Origin of the sequence: Raoultibacter phocaeensis (assembly GCF_901411515.1) — a bacterium.
Lineage (GTDB): Bacteria > Actinomycetota > Coriobacteriia > Coriobacteriales > Eggerthellaceae > Raoultibacter > Raoultibacter phocaeensis.
Window position 1 is genome coordinate 1050463 of sequence record NZ_CABDUX010000002.1, and the last position, 20755, is coordinate 1071217.

Annotated in this window: 19 protein-coding genes and 1 tRNA gene; 5 read left to right on the forward strand and 15 right to left on the reverse strand. The window is 54.9% G+C overall.

The genetic code is table 11. The annotated features are described in order from the left end of the window. Positions 1-377 precede the first annotated feature (377 nt). From FJE54_RS12305 to FJE54_RS12320, 4 genes are all read right to left on the reverse strand, one after another. Positions 378-1646 (reverse strand): RidA family protein, encoded by a 1269-nt coding sequence (locus FJE54_RS12305; RefSeq protein WP_139653071.1) that lies wholly within the window; start codon positions 1644-1646, stop codon positions 378-380. A 699-nt stretch (positions 1647-2345) separates the two neighbouring features. After that, a complete protein-coding gene (locus tag FJE54_RS12310) occupies positions 2346-2813 on the reverse strand; it encodes an SHOCT domain-containing protein (protein WP_139653072.1) in 468 nt (155 codons plus the stop codon). Between the two features lie 82 nt (positions 2814-2895). Then, entirely contained in the window at positions 2896-3963 is a 1068-nt protein-coding gene (locus FJE54_RS12315) for a hypothetical protein (RefSeq protein WP_139653074.1), read from the reverse strand. Next, positions 3963-4181 carry a hypothetical protein gene (locus tag FJE54_RS12320; RefSeq protein WP_180326727.1) on the reverse strand — a complete coding sequence of 73 codons (219 nt, stop codon included), beginning with the start codon at positions 4179-4181 and terminating at the stop codon, positions 3963-3965. The genes FJE54_RS12315 and FJE54_RS12320 overlap by 1 nt, the downstream gene beginning before the upstream one ends. 112 nt (positions 4182-4293) lie before the next feature. Here FJE54_RS12320 and FJE54_RS12325 point away from each other — a divergent pair, with 112 nt between their 5' ends. Then, entirely contained in the window at positions 4294-4632 is a 339-nt protein-coding gene (locus FJE54_RS12325) for a helix-turn-helix domain-containing protein (RefSeq protein WP_180326728.1), read from the forward strand. A gap of 92 nt (positions 4633-4724) precedes the next feature. Here the strand turns inward: FJE54_RS12325 and FJE54_RS12330 are convergent, their stop codons facing one another. From FJE54_RS12330 to FJE54_RS12350, 5 genes are all read right to left on the reverse strand, one after another. Then, the gene (locus FJE54_RS12330) at positions 4725-5783 is read right to left on the reverse strand and encodes a CHAT domain-containing protein (RefSeq protein ID WP_139653078.1); all 1059 of its coding nucleotides are present in this window, start codon (positions 5781-5783) and stop codon (positions 4725-4727) included. 170 nt (positions 5784-5953) lie between these two features. Then, on the reverse strand, positions 5954-6706 hold the full coding sequence (locus FJE54_RS12335) for a hypothetical protein (RefSeq protein ID WP_139653079.1): 753 nt from the start codon (positions 6704-6706) through the stop codon (positions 5954-5956). Between the two features lie 140 nt (positions 6707-6846). Continuing rightward, positions 6847-7824: a hypothetical protein gene (locus FJE54_RS12340; protein ID WP_139653081.1), complete on the reverse strand. Its 978-nt coding sequence runs from the start codon at positions 7822-7824 to the stop codon at positions 6847-6849. Then, complete coding sequence (locus FJE54_RS16470) at positions 7811-8086, reverse strand: helix-turn-helix domain-containing protein (RefSeq protein ID WP_139653083.1); 276 nt, start codon at positions 8084-8086, stop codon at positions 7811-7813. The genes FJE54_RS12340 and FJE54_RS16470 overlap by 14 nt, the downstream gene beginning before the upstream one ends. Beyond that, positions 8073-8315, reverse strand: a complete 243-nt coding sequence (locus FJE54_RS12350; RefSeq protein ID WP_255467417.1) for a helix-turn-helix domain-containing protein — start codon at positions 8313-8315, stop codon at positions 8073-8075. The genes FJE54_RS16470 and FJE54_RS12350 overlap by 14 nt, the downstream gene beginning before the upstream one ends. 112 nt (positions 8316-8427) lie before the next feature. Here FJE54_RS12350 and FJE54_RS12355 point away from each other — a divergent pair, with 112 nt between their 5' ends. From FJE54_RS12355 to FJE54_RS12365, 3 genes are all read left to right on the forward strand, one after another. Further along, positions 8428-9684: a hypothetical protein gene (locus FJE54_RS12355; RefSeq protein WP_139653084.1), complete on the forward strand. Its 1257-nt coding sequence runs from the start codon at positions 8428-8430 to the stop codon at positions 9682-9684. A gap of 8 nt (positions 9685-9692) precedes the next feature. Next, positions 9693-10820, forward strand: coding sequence for a tyrosine-type recombinase/integrase (locus tag FJE54_RS12360; protein ID WP_139653086.1), 1128 nt, complete (start codon positions 9693-9695; stop codon positions 10818-10820). A 146-nt stretch (positions 10821-10966) separates the two neighbouring features. After that, complete coding sequence (locus FJE54_RS12365; protein ID WP_139651764.1) at positions 10967-12085, forward strand: IS1249 family transposase; 1119 nt, start codon at positions 10967-10969, stop codon at positions 12083-12085. Between the two features lie 299 nt (positions 12086-12384). Here FJE54_RS12365 and FJE54_RS12370 read toward each other — a convergent pair. The 3 genes from FJE54_RS12370 to hemH form a co-directional block, all read right to left on the reverse strand. Continuing rightward, positions 12385-12461, reverse strand: a tRNA-Pro gene (locus FJE54_RS12370). A gap of 263 nt (positions 12462-12724) precedes the next feature. After that, positions 12725-13954 carry a bifunctional phosphopantothenoylcysteine decarboxylase/phosphopantothenate--cysteine ligase CoaBC gene (gene coaBC / locus FJE54_RS12375; RefSeq protein ID WP_139653087.1) on the reverse strand — a complete coding sequence of 410 codons (1230 nt, stop codon included), beginning with the start codon at positions 13952-13954 and terminating at the stop codon, positions 12725-12727. Further along, a complete protein-coding gene (hemH, locus tag FJE54_RS12380) occupies positions 13947-14975 on the reverse strand; it encodes a ferrochelatase (RefSeq protein ID WP_139653089.1) in 1029 nt (342 codons plus the stop codon). Before hemH ends, coaBC begins: the two co-directional genes overlap by 8 nt. A 106-nt stretch (positions 14976-15081) precedes the next feature. Here hemH and FJE54_RS12385 point away from each other — a divergent pair, with 106 nt between their 5' ends. Continuing rightward, positions 15082-16032 carry a putative ABC transporter permease gene (locus tag FJE54_RS12385; protein ID WP_255467418.1) on the forward strand — a complete coding sequence of 317 codons (951 nt, stop codon included), beginning with the start codon at positions 15082-15084 and terminating at the stop codon, positions 16030-16032. Positions 16033-16148: 116 nt separating this feature from the next. Here FJE54_RS12385 and FJE54_RS12390 read toward each other — a convergent pair whose 3' ends face one another. The 3 genes from FJE54_RS12390 to ileS are packed head-to-tail and all read right to left on the reverse strand — an operon-like array spanning position 16149 to position 20719. Continuing rightward, the gene (locus FJE54_RS12390; RefSeq protein WP_139653091.1) at positions 16149-17162 is read right to left on the reverse strand and encodes an RluA family pseudouridine synthase; all 1014 of its coding nucleotides are present in this window, start codon (positions 17160-17162) and stop codon (positions 16149-16151) included. After that, positions 17159-17872 carry a signal peptidase II gene (lspA, locus tag FJE54_RS12395; RefSeq protein WP_255467419.1) on the reverse strand — a complete coding sequence of 238 codons (714 nt, stop codon included), beginning with the start codon at positions 17870-17872 and terminating at the stop codon, positions 17159-17161. Before lspA ends, FJE54_RS12390 begins: the two co-directional genes overlap by 4 nt. A 3-nt stretch (positions 17873-17875) precedes the next feature. Next, positions 17876-20719 (reverse strand): isoleucine--tRNA ligase, encoded by a 2844-nt coding sequence (gene ileS / locus FJE54_RS12400; RefSeq protein WP_139653093.1) that lies wholly within the window; start codon positions 20717-20719, stop codon positions 17876-17878. Positions 20720-20755: the final 36 nt, after the last annotated feature.

The following is a 20755-nucleotide window of genomic DNA, read 5'->3' on the forward strand; positions in this document are numbered from 1 at the left end:
AGCGACAACACTAAAACCGCCGCTATGAACAGAGCACCCCCCCCCTTTGATCTTCTTAGTACGCGCCTTCGTCATGGTAACTCCTTCCTGTTGGCGAGTACCAGAAGCGGTTATCGTTGCCGCTACTGGTACTGCTCGCATTTGCTCAATATTTCACCAGACGCCATGGTAGCAAGCGCACTACACCAGCAGTACACCACGCAACCGCACGCTCGTTGCGAAAGGGTTTAGCGCTAACAAAAAAACCGCCCCGAACGGTTGTAAGGGCGGTTTTTCTCTCGAGCAAACTCATGCGGCTCGCGTATCCGCGCGCGTTGAGCAAGTAGCCAACAACGAAGCAGCAGACGGCTCCTAGCCGTTTTCCAAGTGATCGACGGTTATGCCACAGGCGGTGTCCCCTCGGCGTTTCCGAAGATCGCGTCGATTTGAACCAGGGCGCCGTACGGCAAAGCCGACGTGCCTACGACCCTGCGAGCGGGCGTGCCGTTCTGGAAGAACGTCCGGTACACGTCGTTCACCGCATCGAGGTCGCCGATGTTCGCAAGGAAGATGTTCACTTTGACCGCATCTTCCATGCGGTGGCCGACGCTTTCGATGATCGCCTTGATGTTTCTCAGACACTGCTCTGCCTGCTCTCCAACGCCACCCTCGACAAGCTCGCCGGTCTTCGGATCGAGGGGCAGCTGAGCCGAGACGTTGTTGTAGTGCGAGAAGGCTACCGATTGTGTTGCAAGCGGGTTTTTCGGCGCGTTGTCGGTGTTGTTCGCCTCGATGATCAGGCCGTGGCGGTCTTCTACGGCCTGCGGGGGCGTTCCGTCCCCGTGCGAGACGACCGCCTCGATCTGCACGAGCGCGTGCAGCGGCAGATCGGCTACCTCGACGACCGTGCGGGCAGGTACGTAGGCGACGGCGCGCGCGATACCCGAATCGGGGAAGAAGGTCGAATACACTTCGTCGACAGCTTCGAGATCGGAGATGTCCCGAACGAAGACGGTAACCTTGACGATATCGTCGAACGGTACGTCGATGCTGTTCAGAATCGCCTTCACGTTCTTCAAGCACTGAGCCGTCTGCTCTTTGATACCGCCTGGCACGATCTGCCCCGATTGCGGATCGATGGGCAGCTGAGCCGAAAGGTTGTTGTAATGGGAGAACGCTACCGTCTGCGAAGAGAGATCGCACAGCGGTGCCGCATCGGTGTTGTTGACGTACTTGACGAGATCGCCTGCCTGCGGCGCGTTCGGAATGGTGCCTTCCCCGTTGGAAACGAGGGCTTCGACCGCTACGGGCGCGTTCATGGGCAGGGCGGCAACGGCGACGACCGTACGGGCCGGTACATAGGTCGGGAAACATGCGCGGTATACATCGTCAACGACGTCGACGTCTTTGATGTCGGTTACGAACACGGTTATCCGCACGACGTCGGTCATGCGGTGGTCGATGCTTTCCACGATAGCCTGTATGTTCTCGAAGCACTGCTCGGCCTGCTCGCGAATGCCGCCCGCAACCAGAGCACCTGTGCTTGGATCCAAAGGCAATTGCATAGAAAGGTTGTTGTAGTGCGAGAAAGCCACGGTTTGCGAATACAAGGGGCTTACCGGCGCGTTCTCCGTGCTCCTTGCCAATACTACGTTGTCACCGCTCATGGTAGTGCCTCCTTCGAAATCGGTTGGCCGCCGCGTATCGGCGCACACGGCCCGTTTATCCGCATCGGACGTGCCAAAAAACTCGAACTGCTTCGCTGCCCGCACGTGCGGAAGGCTGCATTATCACTGATTTTGTTCAGGTGCACAATTCATTTCGGCAAAGTTTCTGACCAGCGGGAAAGAGCCTTTGCCGCCGCTCGCCGACGTTTTTGGAAGCCCTTCCGTTCTGCATGCAGAATTCTCCTGCCCCGATGACGTTTCATGCAGGATTTCTGTACCTACCGTTCACCGATTGGGTATCGAGGTCTTTCGTTGTCGGCACCTCGCACCGCTTGGATGGTACCATTGCGAAGGCAGGGTTTTGGGAGTGCTCGCACTGCGACCCGAAGGTCACATCTATAAACATGAACGGTCTTCGTTTTACTCCGATGGCGTATGATGCGAGCATATAAAAAGCCGTCCAAATGACGGCTTTCGAGTTTCTGGTCGGGTTGACAGGATTTGAACCTGCGACCCCTTGACCCCCAGTGCTGCATTTGAGCTGATAAGAAGGTGTTTCTAGGGTGATTACCATTTGCGGATACTAAAGTAAGCAAAAGTAAATTGAACAATATCGATGTGCATTTGCGGGTAATTTGCGGATGACATAGCAATCAGGTACTGCATGAAAGAGCGCGGTCATTCAATGATGCAACCGCTTTAGCTTGAAAGCAGTCTTTTCTTTTGTTGTGCGAATTCCTCCTGCGTCAAAACACCCGCATCCAGTAGATCCTTGAGTTTAGTCAGTTCGTCGGCAACGGATGCTTTGAGCGGTTGCCGATCATTGCATGAGAAAGAGTGCACATGTCTTCTTATTTCGTCCGCAATTCTTTCGTAATCAGCATTCATCTTCTTGTCCCCGAAATTGAAGCAATTTCGCGCTCCTACTATATCAGGGAGGCCAAGCGCGTGAAACAGGATATACCCATCGAAAGGAAACTTGTATGGTTTGAAGTCTATTGCAGTTATTTGGTGATATGGCAGAAACAGCGTTCCCATAGAGTCGCCTCCGAGCACCGTTAAGGCAATATTGACTCCATCTTGGGTACGAGTAATAGAAACTCCATCCTCGCTAACAACAAGTTCGCAAGAAACTCCTTGATATGTCCCTAGTATTGCTGGGTTCATTGAGTTCTCCTCATTCCTCATTTATTGATTCGGTATGAAGCGATAACTAAGAGCTTCATACCAGACGAATTCATTCAAGTCTTTAAACGACGGTGAAAGTGCCGGTATAAAGCAAACCGTCTTTATTCCAGTCTAGTGTTATGGATTTGTTTTCGTTGAAAGTCCCAGAGATAGACGTTGGTAAATTTGCAGCATCTTGGTTTGAATCAAGAGACACTTCAAAAGATCCTAAAGTTTTGTTGCTTTCGGTAATGGAAAATGTTCCAGTATAAGAACCTGTGGCTTCGGTCGTTTCTGGGTTATTGGCCATATCAAACATACGGCTAGTACCGCCCGTTGGTGATGAGGTATCTATGCTTTTAGCAGCCCAGGTGAAATTTATAGACACAGAACCACTTTTCTCGTCACCGTCTCCATGGCCGTCATTCTGCTCATTATTGAAATCCATGGCTGTGATCTGCATAAATCTCGAACCGTCCGAAAGCGTTTTATCTATTAGGGGTGACGTGTAATTGCTATCGCCACCTTCACTAGTGCGAACCCATCCATTGCCATTAAAAGAGTAGACTTGCCACCATAGGCCCTCATCCTTGCAAAGCCAGTCGCTTGGGTTATTTGCATCTACAAAATCCGTCCCATTCCAAACTTGCTCAACAACCGATGACGCAGAGTCGCTTACCTTGCATGTTTGGGTTTCCTCATCAAAATTGACTGTGGCATTGGGATAGATGTCAGATATCTTCACAAAGGATTTTTCGTTTTCCGTTATTGTTTCTATTGTCGTAATAGGAGAAATGGCTTTTGAGGATTTCTCACGGACAACATTCTCTGTGCATGTGTAGTTATTGCCGTCTCGTTTGAATGTCAATTTAAGGACGGCGTTAGTGCGAAAGCTGTCGTTTTTTACCGTTGCCTTGCACGTAAGGGACAATCCATTCTGTTCAACAAGCTCGTACTTTTCAACCACGTAGGGAGATTCTTCAACATTATCGTTTGATACTTTTTTGCCCAACACATCAACTACAGTGTTCTTCACGTCTTCTTCAGGCACCGTCTCTGCAGAACATCCAAATAGAAACAAAAAGCTAACCATCGTCACGCATGCAACGGCGGCTAAAACCGTGAATAGCTGTTTCCGTCCCACTATCATTAATTGCCTTCTTCCTCTTCTGTGCAGTCTCGTGCTCTTTTCTGTAGGGCGTCTGAAGCCTCGTCCATTCGAAGCCCATTCTGCGATTGGATACTGAGTATGAATTCTTCAATTTCTTCAAGTATTCGGGTACTGTCGATCTGATCGATCTCCGCCTTTAGCCTTTTCTGATAATCTCCCATTTTCATCTCCATATTGCGTATCGCATCAATATTCATAATCTTATTGTGCCTATGTCCCAACGTCAAGAAAAGAAATGGGAGCTGCAAGGTATTTGGCGTTGACCAAGGCACCAGTGGTGAAGTATTTTGATGTATGGAAGGAGTCATCGTGAACAAAGACAGCTGGACAGCGTTATTCAAAGAACTGGGTGTTTCTCAGCGGAAATTTGCCCAAAGCATCGCCATGGACGCTGCGTATATGTCGCGGGTGGTAAACGGAAAAGCAGCCCCCACCGAACGACTTTATTTGCTAGCAGAAAAGGTTTATGGAGTTAACGGCGATTGGTTACGCACGGGCAAAGGCGAAATGTTTCTGGATAGCTCATCCTCGGTCGGGAAGCGGCGTGTTAAAGCCCTCGCGGATGAATTGACCGATGAAGAGGCTCAGGCTGTGTTGGCGTTCGTTCGTTATCTTCGGGACGAGGAGATCACCTCAAACCCTGATTAAATAATCGAGTCAACTAGCGGCGGTGCGTGACTTTAGCCATTTACCGCCGCCGAACAACCTAAGTTTTAGGACGCGCATTAATAAGGTTTGCGCTATAGTCCTTTTGGATCGCTATTCGAACCTTCCGGCTCCACGAGAATAAGACCGAAGGCATCAGCTCCGTCCCTGGTAAACAGTTCCGGAGTGCTCTCTTCCGGTATGCCTTCAAGCATTAGCGCTGCTTTCGCTTGCGCAAAAGCCTTGCCGACCGAATAACCAAAGCCAAGCGTTGAGTACAGCTGCGCAGCAAAGACGCAAGCCGCATCATCGCCAATCGAAGTTTTCATACCTATTGAGGCCTCAATGCTCTCGGCAGCCCCTTTTGCCTGCACAGCCGAGAAGCAAGCGTTGAACACGACGAGTCGAATTTTGTCCGAGGCCGTTGCCATGGCCTGGGACATAGCTTTTTGGCTCACAAGTTTCGTCGTACCGTCGGGGTTCATAAGGGCAAGGTCGCCGTTCTCTGCCCCGTGTCCGCTGAAATGAACCACCGTGGGATCGGTTTCATTGATTGCTTGAAATATGTCGCTTGGTCTAACGGCCCATCTGGATTCAAATCTGATAGAGTCCCGATAGTCTGAGAGACGGATTCTCTTTTGTATCGACCTGGCCTCTTCATCAAGTCGAAGATGGCCCGCATCCGTTGGGCTTGCACCTATAAAAAGCACGGTAATCGTCGAGGGCAATGCCTTCATTTGCTCAACTTCCTCACGTAGCGCTGCATGCATTCTGCTCTGCTTCTCTAAAGAACTGTTAACTGACTGCATTTGACGTTCGGATTCCTGCTGGCGTTTTCTGTCCTCGTCGGCTTGCGCACGTTGGTAAGCTTTCTCGGCAGATGCTAAAGCTTTATCCGCTTTGCCGATTTTCGATTGGAGTTCCGCGCACTTTTTCTCAATAGCAGCGATAGACTTTTCCGCACGCTCAATATCCTTCAGCCGGGACTTGATTGTGCTTTCGCTTCTCGTTCTCTTAATTGTGGCATTGGCGGAAATAATCTTGCTGCGTAACGGAGTTTGCTTCGCCTGCTCCTTCGCTAGGTCTTGATTGAGCTTAGCTAGTTCTTCACGCTTCCTCGCAACCGCGTTTCTCTTCGTATCGAGCTGAGTCACGTTGACCTCCTAATAGAACATCCGTACTTATTAAAGTATAGGTGATTGTTGTATAGAGGAGGCTGCGAATTTTCCCATAATCCCACAATCATGTCCCTTTTTACAAATACGATCAAAAGTACACCTTAGAATTGCTCTCACGGGCTTAGAGAAGCGGTTCCATGCGCGCCCTAACCAGTGCATCCCGTCCTTACCATCGATCTCAACTCTTTGCCGTATGCAATCTTGACTAACCGTTTATCGAACTCTGTTACCAGCCCATATCGTTTTTGCGCAAAGGCAAATAAATCATCGGTATTAAGAAGCATATGAAAGGACTGCTTGTCATTCCTTTTCTGAGTCCAGATCCTTGTAGAGTAATCAGCGTCGGAATACCCAAGTAAACCAGCACGACGACTACCGCAAATTGAACATGGAACATCTGCGTACCAGCGGCGAGAGTCATTTTTGAGATTCACTCCATGTTCCAGGAAAGCCGCTCGAATCATATCGAACATATCGGTGTCCGGTAATTCATCGAACTGCGTACTGCAGCCAAAGGGTTGTGAGCGTACGCCGTCTGGCTTTTCGTTTTCCTCGTGCTTAGCATATGATCGAAAGCAGCTGCGGCTATTGTCTTTTGCCGGTTTAGTCGTATTGTAAAGAACACGATGTAGTTGATCAGTCGCCTCCGTTATCGAATGGACGTCAACAATGATCAGCGCAAGGGTATCGAAGTCCTTGTCGCAAGAGCCTTGTTGGATGCCTTGCTCGATACGGTTGAGTCGTGACGCAGATTCGCGAATCCAGAGGATTGCCGAATGGATGATGTTGTCTTGGTATCCGTCCGGCCCTTTCCTGTGTAGCCAATAGCTCAGTTTGTATGTTCGGAGGTATCGGGTGTAGCGTTCGGAAAAGTTCTCAATAATGCGTCCATCTAGCATATTGCTCCTTGAAAGTTTCACGGGTTTACCCGATATCTTACTGTTTGGACTTTCTGAGCGCATGATTGTTTGCCCATACAATACGAAAAGCCCAGCACTAAAAAGGCTGGGCCTTGTCGATTATTTAATCGGGCAGAGTGCTATTCGAGCCAACGTCGTTTCATCGCATCGACGGCAGTGGTCACAGGCTCTTCGGGAAAGCATGGTAAGCGCTCGTCAGACATTAGCGAAATCGTCGCCTTTCGAGCTTCTGGTTCAAGACGTACCAACAGCGTTTGAACTGGCTCCTCCAAGCTCTCCAACCACGACAGAGCTGCGGCAAGGGCCTCCTTGTAGGTGATGTGCCGCCTTGTGCTACCAAGGGCCTTCTCCCGAACCTTTGAGAAAGCAATGATTTCTGGTGCTCTCTCCCGTATATCGGATGACGTCCAGTCGCCTTTGCACGTCATCTCTACCCTCGTCAAAGGCGATAGAAGCTTTTCCTTTGCCTGTTTGTCGTACAGCCTGCTGAACCCCGGCTTCCCTCGACTTCCGAGAGCTTCCGATACCGCTCCGCAGCAGCGTACCCATTCATAGCTCTTGCGGTCTTTGCCCATCATTACCCGATCTCGTTCCATCGGAAAGTCGTGAGCGATGTCAAACCGTTGAATTCCAACCGACTTCGCTGCATCATGCAACATGCCGATGAGCGCTTGCAGCCCAGCATGCTCGCCTACCTTGTTCGGATTGAAGTCGACCCATATCGCGCTTTTCCACAACTCACCCGATGGCATCTCGTCCGATACTCCAAGCCAAAAAGACCCTTTGCCGACACGAGCTTTGAAAGAGGACTTTATCTTACCGCCCCAGTTGTTTCGATAGATCTTTGCCCAAGACCCATCTGCAAAGAACTTTGTAAGTAGGTGCTCGACGTACTGACTGCTGTCCCCGAAAGACATATCAACATCGTAGCGCAGCACGACGTTGTCTACACTCACCACGGAACCATCACTGCAATACACCGGATCGAAGTAGGGCAATAAACCTGTCGAATCCCGCCCATTGGAGGGAGCAGCTTCGGGTGTGCCTTCTATCGCTTCATGAAGACCGAGATACTCTATCGTCTCAGTGACTAACATGGTGTGCCCCCTCTTCTAAAAATTGGACGAAAAGCGTCTTGAAAACGAAGTATCTTCTCCCTATTTTGATAGCTGGAAGACGCTTCTGTCTGCACGCCGAACGAAGCGTCTGAGCCGACAAGTTAGTGATTTCTTGCAAGTCGGATATCGATAGCAAATCTCCGTACCCCTCCAGTGGAGCGCAATGAACAGGTGGTCGTTCGGAAGCGTAAATAATTCGACAAGTCTCTTGGGTAGAATTCCCCCATTCAGTAACGTTCATAACTGCTCTCCTCGACCTTGAACAAATCGTCCGGGTTACCTTCCCATCCGAGCGCCTCGGCGATTCGCTTCCCTCGGTACGGGAACGCGGGTTCAAGCCCTCGCTCCACTTTCGACATGCTGGTTTGGTTGATGCCAGCGGCGCGTGCAAGAGCGGCTTGGCTAAGACCCATCTTTCGACGTTCGACTACAACCCGTAGCACGGGCTTACTGCCAGTTCCTTCATCCATTTCGGGTGTCCTCTCTTTGATTTATACGTTCATGACCTGTTGACCTCGCGAAGTCATAGCGCTATTCTGGTCTTATTCGATGATTTAAAAAAGGGACAATTTTAAGGACACTATGGATAGCCAGATCAAACAACCAATTAATCCCAATCCAGAACGTGTTTCATTCGTCATAGTTGAAGGAACCGTGCAAGTTTTCTGGTATGAAGAACGAGGCTGGCGGAATTCTAAGGAGCGCACAATCGACCTTCACGGGTCTTGGAAGGCGATACTAAATACCACCACGTTGACTGCGGCAATAGATTTTGCACGTGCGTATGGGCCGCTGAGGTTGTGGGGGAGCCAACAAGCAGCTTTGCTTTTACCGAGCGAAAAGGAATCCGTACCAAGAAGCAGGGACGAGAAGTTGTCTGCACGACAGAGAACTTCTCAAGGCTACGTTGGGGAATTGATCATCAGGCAAGAGCTTGACTGCATTCTTAGTTCGCAACCCGCTAAACCTGAAGACCTAGCAAGGGCCTTCTACGGCCCGGCAGATTGCGGCCAGCCAGAAATCGAAGAGGCGGCACGCGTGTTGAAGCTCAATCCGATGCCAGACCCAAACGACGGAATTACCGTTCATGGATATTGCTCCTTGTCCATGTACCGTGACGCACGGTACATGATGGAGCTAGCCACATACTTGAAAGCCGTAAAAGATGATGAGCGAGAGCCGAAGGACACATTGAAGGAGGCTGGCTTCGTCTTCCTGTCACGCCTTGGTACATCAGCACAGATCGACCGCGATCTTCTGGCTGATATCGCACTGTCAGGGAAAGCCATAAAGGTATCGGATGTATCTTTCGCTTTCGATCCTTTGACTGGATATCAGAATCAAGGAACAGAATGCTTAAAAATCCTTGAGCTTAAGAGCAAGGAATACCAGCAGTTGCTTGCTGATTACCAAAAAGAGGTCGGCGGCGATCTTCTTTATCATTCAGGACGCTCTCATTGCATCATCTATGATCAAGATGCAGGGAAATACATGATCGGGCACGATTTAGACAAAACGCTCTCGAAGGATTCCTGCGTTTGCGCTAGTACACAGATGCTCGACACGCTCCTTAACATGCACCTTAGAGACATTGTAACCTTCGCCGAATCGGGAAAGCTCTCCATCGAAAGCAAGAGTTTACTTGGTGCTTTATGGTTTATCCATGCAGCTGCTATCGGAGGCCATCGAGTAGGCCTATGTGAAGTCTGCGGAACCCCCTATTACACGAAAAGCGACAAGCGCAGGCCGCGTCAATATTGCAGTCCTGCATGCAATAAAAAATCGCAGAGGATGAGAGCTTCGAAGTCAAAGCAAGAATTCGGAGATCGGGAGCAATAGGAGAGTAAATGGCAAAGGGAGACGGAAGCATCATCAGGCGTGGCCGCGATCAATACGAAGTTCAAATCAGCCTGGGATATGATCCGGTAGCAAAAAACTACCCCAAATTTTCGCGCATAGTACACGGAAGCAAAGCCGATGCGATGAAGGTTCGAGATCAGCTGAAAAGAGAGCGCGACCACGGTCTTTCTCTTGACAAGGCAAAGGTTACCACCGGGGAATATCTGATGGAATGGATTGGCAACCGCGAAGCCTCACGAGAGCTTGCGCAAGCTACAGTCGCCAATTACGAACGATATATTCGAGTATGGATAGTTCCTTACATCGGGAGTATCCCGTTAAAAGACCTTTCCTCCTACAGCATCAAATCTTGGCATCGCGAAGCGCGCAAGCAAAAGGCCAGCCCGCGTACGCTTCAAGCTGCTCACAAAGTACTAAAGCAGGCACTCAGGGATGCCTTGATCGATAATTTCATACTGTCGAATCCCTGTGATTCGGTCAAGACACCACGAGCAGATCAAGGGCAGCGGGGATATCTTGAACCTAACGAGCTAAAGCGAATGCTCATGGTGCTCGATTCGAAAGACGAATCCTCTTTCACCATCGCCGTTCGCCTTGGTATATCGACTGGCGCAAGAAGAGGAGAAATACTTGGTCTTTGCTGGAAACACGTTGATTTAGCTGACAAGAGCATTGAGATTCGGCAAAGCTTGGCTCAGGTAGATGGTGCCAAGAAGCTGGGAGAGAACGCGAAAGCCATCAAAGCGCCTAAAACAGCGAAAGGGAACCGACGCGTCTCTCTCGATGACGACGTTGTTCAACATCTAGGCAAATGGAAAGCGAAACAGGCGAGAGCATTGCTCAAACTCGGCATTGCGCAAAAACCAAGCACCCCGGTTTGCTGCTCCCTTTACGATGCCGAGACCAATGGGGAGCCTATATATGCCGGCGGCTTCCTCGATCCTCAAGGATTCAGCAGCAAGTTCTCTCGCTTCTGCGACGAATACTCATTTCGTTCTACAACAGGAAAGCGTCTCTGCTTCCACGAGCTGCGGCATACGCAGGCAACGTTGCTGCTCTCGAACGGTGAAGATGCGGGTTATAGGACAAAACGTGTGCCCCGAATCACCGTGTAATCGCTGATGCAAGAGTTGTTTTTGGTCGTGGAGTTGTCTCGGCGCAACTTCGAGGTCGGACGAAACGTGTGCCCCGAATCCGCTTGACAGCGCAGGTCGGAGCACTTAAGCCCCGCACTCGGGTCGCTTTTTGGTTCAATAGGGCGATGACTTCCCAAAGATGTCCTGTGTGCGGGGGCAATATGAAGCGCCATGGCAAGACCGCTGCCGGCTCCCAGAGGTGGCAGTGCATGTCCTGCAAGGCGACTAAAACGCGCAAGATAGACAGCGGCGCAAAGAAGCTCGACGCCTTTCTCGGGTGGCTCTTGTCTGCAAAGACCCAAGCCGGGATGCCGGGGCAGGGACGCAGCTTCAGAAGAGCGGCCGAAAGGTTCTGGAAGATATGGCCGATAGCCCCTGCGTGCGACGAGATCCACCACGTCGTATACGTAGACGGGATTTGGCTTGGCAGAAATGCCGTAGTGCTCATCGCCTGCACGAAAGACCACGTTATCGGATGGCATGCGGCAAGAAGCGAGAACTCAGGCGCATGGGCGGCCCTCATGGCCCGTATCGCTCCGCCCGATGTCGTAGCGACCGACGGGGGAAGCGGATTCGAGAAGGCGCGACGTGCGGTGTGGCCGCATACCCGCGTGCAGCGATGCACCTTCCATGCCTTTTGCCAGGTGAAACGGCAAACTACGACAAGACCGAAGCTTCAGGCGGGAGTCGAGCTCTACGGCGTCGCCAAGGGTCTTTTGCACGTTGCCGACGCCGACGGAGCCGCGGCATGGACGGCGGAGTTTGCCATGTGGTGCTCGCGGTGGGAGAGCTATCTCAAGCAGAAGACCATGGTTGAGGGGAGGATGCAGTACAGGCACGAAAGGCTCAGACGCGCCCGGAGAGGACTCGAGAAGCTTGTCCGTGCAAACGTCTTGTTCACCTACATCGATGAGAGCCTGCTCGAGCAAGGCGGCGTTCCTGCTACCACGAACCTGATCGAAGGCGGGGTGAATGCACAGCTGCGCGCGATGCTTCGATGCCACCGCGGCATGAAGATCGACAGACGTATCAAGGCCGTGTCGTGGTGGTGCCTCATGCATACCGAAAACCCGCCCTCGGCAGCGGCCATCTTGCAAGAGATGCCAACCGATGGCTCCATAGCCGATCTGTATCGCTCGCTTGAAGGATCAAACGACACCGAATCTGCAATCGCCCAATGGGGAACTGCTGTCGCATGGCACGAGCTTCATTCGAGTGGGGGTTATAAGATGGACTACGACTGATAAAGCTAGGGCACACGTTTTGTCCTATAAGCCGAAGATGCCACGAATGTAGCTGGGCGCTTGGGGCATGCCTCTCCGAGCATCACCACGGACATGTACGCCCATGCCATGCCGGAGAAGGACAGGGAATGCGCTAGCGTGATTGGAGAAATCACGAAGCGTGGCGAAGGAGAAAAAATCACCGCATTCGAGTCGCTTTCTGCCTGATTTGCGGGTGATTTGCGGATGATGCTCGTGAGAACTCTCAGAAAAACAAGCAGGTCATCGAACTAATTGTTCGATGACCTGCTGCAAGTTGCTGGTCGGGTTGACAGGATTTGAACCTGCGACCCCTTGACCCCCAGTCAAGTGCGCTACCAAACTGCGCCACAACCCGTTCATGCTTGCTTTCCGAATAAGCAGCAAAAGCAGCGTTGTTTATATTAGTGGTAATCGCATTCCGTTTCAAGGGTGCATTTTCGAAAATTGCTGAAAAGCAGCGGGTTTTCTTTCTTTTCTCATCACGCCATCGATGGCGAGCGCAAGGCACTTCGCGCTTCGAGCCCCGATGCACTGGCGCAGGACATTGCTTGCGACTTCAAGAAACCGCGCATAAAGCCGCATGGTCGGCCTGCCCGGTCTTAGAATGCTGAGCGCGCATCAATCCTCGAGCAGCCGCACCGCCCGATCGAGTACGATGTCGGCGATCTCGGTTTTAGCGAGTCGGGGCACGTCCTCAACCTCGTCGGCGCCGACGAGCCACACCTTGTTCTCCTCGGTGCCGAAACCGAGCTCTCCCGACACATCGTTCGCCACGATCATATCGGCATGCTTCCTCGCTAACTTCGCCTGGGCGTTTTCGAGCACGTCGTTCGTCTCGGCCGCAAACCCTACCACTACTTGAGATGTTTTCGCAGCGGCAAGCGTTGCAAGGACGTCGGGATTCTCGACAAGCTCGATGCTCGAAAGCGCCTCATCGGCTTCGCCCTTCTTAAGCTTGCGATCGGCAGGGTTCTTCGGCCTCATATCGCTGACCGCCGCGGCGAACACAGCGACATCGCAGATCTTGAACGCCTCCTCAGCTGCAGCGAGCATATCGCACGCGGTTCGCACGTCTACGACGTGCACCCCGAACGGCGCCTCGAGGGCAGTCGGTCCCGAAACAAGGGTGACCTCTGCTCCGCGACGGGCTGCGGCAGCGGCTATCGCGTAGCCGGTCTTGCCCGACGAATGGTTCGAGATGTAGCGAACGGGATCGATGGCCTCGACGGTGGGGCCTGCTGTCACGAGCACATGCCTTCCCGCAAGATCGCAACCGATACCGAGCACTTTAAGGGTTTCCGCAACGATGGCGTCCACGTCGGCCAGCCTGCCTTTACCCGTATCGCCGCAGGCAAGGTAGCCGTCGGCCGCTTCGACGAAATGCACGCCGCGCGTATGGAGCACGCCCATGTTCTTACGCGTCGCCGCATTCTCGTACATGTGCACGTTCATAGCGGGTGCGATGATCATCGGCGAGGTGAGGGCGAGCGCCGTGGTGGTAAGGAGATCGTCGGCGATGCCGCAGGCGAGTTTCGCGAGCACGTTCGCCGTACAGGGTGCGATGAGCATCGCATCGGCTTCCTGGGCAAGCGAAATATGGTGAATCGGATCGCCCGGTTCGTCGAACAACTTGACAGCAACCGGCTCGCGCGTGAGTGCACGGAACGTGGTGGGGCCTACGAACTCACAGGCATGCTCGGTCATGACCACCTTGACGCGTACGCCCGCCTTCTGCAGACCCCGCACGATCTCGGCCGATTTGTAGGCTGCAATGCAGCCCGTCACGCCCACAAGAACCGTCTTGCGGTTGCAGCCCGTCTCCTGCGCCGTTGCCTGTGTGCTATCCATCGATATGTTCCTTCACGTAGGGGCTCACCACGTCGAAGAGCACCTTCGCGTGCGCTTTGCTTCGGTCGAGGCACGGCACGTACACGAAATCGTCGTCGCCGACGGGTTTACCGGCTTCGCGCGCCTTCTCTTCGTAGAGGGGTCGAAGCTCCGATCCGACATCGTAGATGGTCTCGAGGCAATCCACCGCGAACCCCGCACACACGAAGAACACGCGGCCGACTCCCGCCTCAGCCCACCGGGCGAGCACCTCGGTCGTGTAGGGGGAAAGCCACTCGCGCCCCTTGTCGAAGCGACACTGGTAGCCGATGGTCCAACGCTTTCGATCGATGCCGAGCTCGCTTGCGATTTGCAGGCTCGATGCACCCGTTTGCAGCTCGTAGGTGTCCCCTGCCTCGATGTCTTTCAGGGGGATCGAATGAAACGAGAACAGAAGCAGGTCGTCGGAATCGGGCTCGAACCCAGCATGCCTGATCGAAGCGGCGAGTGCTTTTATATAGGTCGGGTTGTCGTGGTAGTTGTCGATGAAGTCGAACGTCCCCTTCCAGCCCGCCTTCTTCATGGCGCGCTCGATGCCGTCATGGACAGAACCGGTGGTGGAATGAGCACTTTGCGGATACAAGGGGAGCACGACCACGTGCGAGCAGCCGGCTTCCGCAAGCTCTTCGAGCGCCGAGTCGATGCTCGGCGAGCTGTAGCTCATCGCATGGCGCGCGACTACATCGTTGCCGAAGCCGGCTTCGTCGAACGCCGCTGCGAGTCCGTACGTGAGTTTTTCGTGGGCGATGGTAAAGGGAGATCCTTCATCAGTCCATATCTGCTCGTACTTCGCACCGCTCTTACGACCCCGTACGGGCAGGATGCACAGATGCACGATAAGCCACCAGCATGCCCGATTCATCGGCGCAATACGTTTATCCATGAGGAATTTCCCCAGATACTTGCGCACCGCCTTCGGTTTCGGGGAGGCGGGCGTTCCCGTGTTCACCAACAATACGCCGCATCGAGAGTGCGCCGGCATATACTCATCACCTTGCCTGTTCGGTACTTTGAAAAGAAACTGTCAATCAGGTTCACGAACAATCTAGTATACTCTAGCCTCATATCATGGCAAGAGGAGCGCAGCGTTGGGAAAGCAACCGAAAAAAACGGGTTCTCGCCAAATCACGGCGGACGATGAAACGGGTCTCGGGAGCGAACCCTCTGATTCGCTGCGCCCGGACGAACCCGTCGTTTCGGTGAGCACGCCCGAGAGCGCCGGCACCCCGGACAGACCCACCGCCTCGCCGAATTCCCACGAAGCCACCGCCTCGGGCGAGCTTGCTAGCCCCCCGAATCACCGTGAAGCCACCGGCGCTTCAGACGCCCCGAAGGAAAACCCGCTTCTGCAGTTCGCAACCGAACTCAAGGCGCAGATATTCCATAACGAAGGCTTTCTAAAAATCGATTATTTCACCATGTTCTGGCTGTTCGTTGCCGGTTCCACTATCGGACTCGGAGTTGAGACTGTCTACCATGCCATCGTGTTCGGTGGCTGGGAAAGCCGCGCGGGCCTTGTGTGGGGACCGTTCTCCCCCATTTACGGCTCGGGCGCGGTTTTGCTCACGCTGTTCCTCAACCGATACTACCATTCTCACAACCTCGTCATCTTCCTCGTATCGATGGTGGTCGGCTCGGCGCTCGAATACGTGACGAGCTGGGGTATGGAAACGTTCTGGGGTGCGATCGCGTGGGATTACACGGGTACATTCGGCAGCATCCAGGGAAGGACGAACTTCTTCTTCGGCATGATGTGGGGCGTACTCGGCCTCGTATGGGTGCGCATCATCATGCCTATCGTAAAGCGCGCGTTCTCGCATATCGATTCCAAGAGCACGCTCGCGCGCGTCCTCACCGTCATCATGTCGGTGTTCATGGCTGTGAACATCGTCTGCACGTGCCTTGCGCTTGACCGCGAAAGCCAGCGCATGGCGGGCATACCCGCAACAAACCCCATTCAGAAATTCTGCGACGACGTGTTCCCGAACAGCTACCTCCAAGAGCGCTTCCAGAACATGACCGTCACGGCGAAAAAATAAGCTTCCTTGCCCCCGTGCTCCCGTGCACCAAGGCACGGGATCCTGCGGTGCCAGCCATGCAGGGCCGCAGAGCAGCGGAGTCTCAGAGCCGCAAACGATCACACGCAGCCGTAAGCCTAAGCGCGGTTGAGCGCTTCGGCGAGCACCGTCTGCCCCGCTTCGGTTCTTCCCCGCGAACGATCGGCGATCGAGTCGAGCGCAGCCTGAAGATCGTCGGGCAAGCCGTCGACGAACCGAAGCGCCTCACCGGTAGCGGGATGCGTGAACGCAAGGCGGTACGAGTGGAGGAACTGGCGCGAAAGCCCGAGCTGGGCTGCCGGGGAGCCGCTTCCGTACGCCGGATCGCCCACGCACGCGTGCTTGATGTAGTTCATATGCACGCGGATTTGATGGGTTCTCCCCGTGAAGAGCTTGCAGTCCACGAGCGTGTACCCGTCGTCTTTCGGCCCGGCATCGAACCGCTCGAGCACGGTGAACGTCGTGATGGAATCGCGCGCCGATGCCGCATCGCTTACGGCCATGCGCGTGCGCTCGCGGTCGGCGCGGGCTATCGGGGCATCGATCATGCCTGTGTCGTGCGGGATCACGCCCTGCACGAGTGTGAGATAATGGCGATCGACCACGCGGTCGCGAATGTCGTCCATGAGCGCTTGGCCGACTTCGTCGGTCTTGGCGGCGAGCATGAGCCCGCTCGTATCGCGATCGAGCCGGTGCACGATGCCCAGGCGGTCGCGGTCGCCCTGCACGTTGCAGAGGTTTTCGGCTCCGCAATGGTAGATGAGCGCGTTGACGAGCGTTCCGTCGAAATGATCGGGAGAGGGATGACACACGAGCCCTACCTGCTTCGACAAGACCATGAGATAGTCGTCCTCGTAGCGTATATCGAGTTCGATGGGCTGGCCCACCAGATGCGTGCGCACCGCTTCTTCGACAACCTCGTACACGACCGTATCGCCCGCAGCCACGGTTGCCTTCTTCGCTACCGTTTCTCCGTTGACGAAGACGCGGCCTTCCTCGATGGCTTTGACGGCCGCCGATCTGCTCGGGTACAGCTCGCGAGCCGCCGCGAGCGCGTCGATGCGCATGCCGGCATCGGCAGCGCCGACGATATGGACGAGCGAACGCGTCATCGCGGACCGTTCGCTTCGGACGGGGCACTTGCCACAACCTCGACGCCGGCATCCGATTCGGCTTGATTCGGGTTTCTTTCGGCAGCCGGATCGGACACAGCGACCTCTTCGACAACCGGATCATCGAAAAAACCGTCGGCGACACTCTCGGAGGCCGCATCGCCTGACTCCGCAGCCTGCGCATCGTCTTTTCTCCATGCGTAGAGCATGCTTGCGATGAAGATCACGAACCCGCAGGTAACGCCGATATCGGCAACGTTGAACACCGGAAAGTCGATGAACGTGAAATCGATGAAATCGACCACGTAGCCGAGGGTGAAGCGGTCGATGGCGTTGCCGACTCCCCCGGCGAACACGACAGCGAGGCCGACGATCTGCCCCATGTTCATATGCTTTGCCCCGACCACCAGGTAGGCAAGCAAAAGCACGCACACGACGATCGACATGATGCCGAGCGCGAACGTCGAGTCGCCGAACATGCCCCATGCAGCACCCGTGTTGTGCACGAGCCTGAAGCGGAACAAACCCGCTATCGGCTCGGTGATCACATCGCCGGGGGCGAAGGAGCCGTTGAAAAAGCTCTTCGTCGCCATGTCGAGAGCGAGCCACAGGCCCGCAAGGCACCCGAACAGAACTACCGCACGCCCCCGCTTGCGCCCAAAGGCAGGTTTCGGGGATGCCGCGTCAGATCCTAAAGTCGTATCGTCCACGCGCTATTCCTTGTACCCGATAGCGTCGAGCGCATCCGCACAGCGCTCGCACACATCCGGATGGTTCGGGTTGCCGCCGAGTTCGCGGTAGTTCCAGCAGCGCGGGCACTTCTCGCCGCTCGCATGCCCGATCCGAACGCTGAGCTCATCGCCTTCGGAAAACGCGACCTGCGAGACGATGAACAGCTCTTCGAACACCTCGGGAGCAAACCGTTCGGTGTAGTCGAGCACCGAACGGGGGGCCGTGATCTCGATAGCCGCTTCTTGGCTCTTGTTGATTTCCTTGGCGCCGCGCGCCTCTTCGAGCGCTTTCATGACGACTTCGCGCACCCCGAGCACCACGCCGAACGCCTCGGAGATACTCTCAGAGCCGCCTTCCGGAACAACGGGGAGGAAATCTGAATCTTCGGGCCAGCCTGCAAGCTGCACGCTTTTCGGATGACCGCCCTCGTAGCGAAGCCCCTCGGGATAGGCCTCCCATACCTCGTCGGTTGTAAACGATAGGATGGGGGCGAGGATGCGTACGAGCACCTCAAGAATGTTCGCGAGCACGGTTTGGGCACCGCGGCGCAGAAGCGAATCGGAAGCCTCGGAATACAGGCGATCCTTGAGCGCGTCCATGTAGACGGCCGACAGGTCGCCGACGATGTACTCGTACACGGCACGGTACACCAAATGGTACTTGTAGGCATCGTAGGCCGCTTCGACGTCGTGCAGCAGATGCAGCACGCGCACAAGCGCCCATTGGTCGAGCGGAGAAAGATCGTCCCACGAGGAAACCGCATCGCATCGGAAGTCGAAATCGTCGAGGTTGCCGAGCAGGAACCGGAACGTGTTGCGGATACGGCGGTACGCCTCGCTCGTGCGCTCGAGAATCTCATCTCCGATGTTCACGTCCTGCGAGTAATCGACGCTCGAAACCCACAGGCGCAGCACGTCGGCACCGCTTTTCGCCATGACGTCAGCCGGATCGATGCCGTTGCCCGCAGACTTCGACATCTTCTTGCCCTCGGCGTCCATGGTAAAGCCGCAGTGCATGACCGACTTGTACGGGGCCACTCCGTACGCGCCCACGCTCGTAAGGATGGAAGACTGGAACCATCCGCGATGCTGATCGGAGCCTTCGAGGTACATGTCGGCCGGGAAGGTGAGTCCCTCGTCAGAGCGGTACTTGCACACGCTCGTGTGGCTCACGCCGCTCTCCCACCACACGTCGAGGATGTCCTTCTCGGGAACGAGCTCATGGGAACCGCACACCTCGCAGGCCACACCTTGAGGCAGGTACTCGCTCGGGTCCTTCGTGAACCACGCATCGGCACCCTCGGTACGGAAGAGCTCGATCACCGCATCGAAGGTTTCCTCGGTAGCCACAGTCGAGCCGCACTTCGCGCATTTGAATACCGGAATCGGCACGCCCCACGATCTCTGGCGCGAGATGCACCAGTCGGGGCGGTCGGCCACCATCGAACCGATACGGTTGACGGCCCATTCGGGAATCCATGTGACGTCGTTTTCGATGACGCGCATCGTGGTATCGCGCAGGTGCGTCTTATCCATCGAGACGAACCACTGGTCGGTCGCACGGAAAATGACGGGCTGGTGGCAGCGCCAGCAATGCGGGTAGCTGTGCGTGATCTTCTTCTCGGCCACAAGCGTACCCTGCTCGCGCAGCCATTCGATGATAACGGGGTTCGCCTCGTCGGTATCGAGGCCCGAGAACTGCCCGGCCTCGTCGGTGAAGCGTCCGTTGTCATCGACGGGCATGAGCAGCGGGATGTCGAATTCAAGCGACACGAGGTAGTCGTCCTGGCCATGGCCCGGAGCGGTGTGGACCGCTCCCGTGCCCGTGTCGAGCGTCACGTGGTCGCCGTAGATGACGGTTCCCTTGAGATCCTGGCGCACGGGGGCGGTATAGGTGAGCCCGTAGAGCTCGCGGCCCTTAAGCATGACGGGTTCACCATCGGCACCTTCAACAACAGTGTACGCTTCCCACCCGGCGGTTTCGGCGACCTGTTCGACAAGCTCTTTCGCCATGAGCAGGTAGCTTCCCTCAACCTCGACCATCACGTAATCGGCATCGGGAGCCAAGCTCACCGCGGTGTTCGCAGGCAGCGTCCAGGGCGTCGTCGTCCAGATGAGCACGAAGGCGTTGCCGTCGACACCGGCGGCTTCGAACACCCCCGGCACCGAATCGAGCTTGAACTTCACGTAGATCGACGGCGACGTCTCGTCGCTGTACTCGATCTCCGCCTCGGCGAGCGCGGTGTGGCAGCTCTTGCACCAATGGATGGGCTTGCGGCCGCGGTAGATCGCGCCGTCGAGGTACATCTTCTTGAATATCTCGACGTTGCCTGCCTCGTAGCCCGGCGTAAAGGTAAGGTACGGATGCTCCCAATCGGCGTTGACGCCGAGCCGTTTGAACCCGTCGCGCTGCACATCGACGTACTTCTCGGCCCATTCACGGCAAAGCCTGCGCAAGGTCGGCTGGTCGATGGCGGCCATCTTCTCGGGGCCGAGCGTGATCTCGACCATGTGCTCGATCGGCTGGCCGTGACAATCCCAACCGGGAATATAGGGCGTGTAGAATCCTCGCTGGGCATGACTTTTGATCACGAAGTCCTTGAGGATCTTGTTGAATGCGTGGCCGATGTGGATGGGACCGTTCGCATACGGGGGGCCGTCATGCAAAACGAAGGGCTTACCGTCCTTGTTCTTCTCAAGCACCTTCCAGTACAGCTTTTCGTCTTCCCATTTCGCAAGGCGCTTCGGCTCGTTCTCGGGCAGATTCGCGCGCATGGCGAAATCGGTCTTGGGCAGGTTCATCGTATTCTTGTAGCTGTTTCCCACGCCGTCTCCTCATATCTTTGGCTATCTATGGCTTCA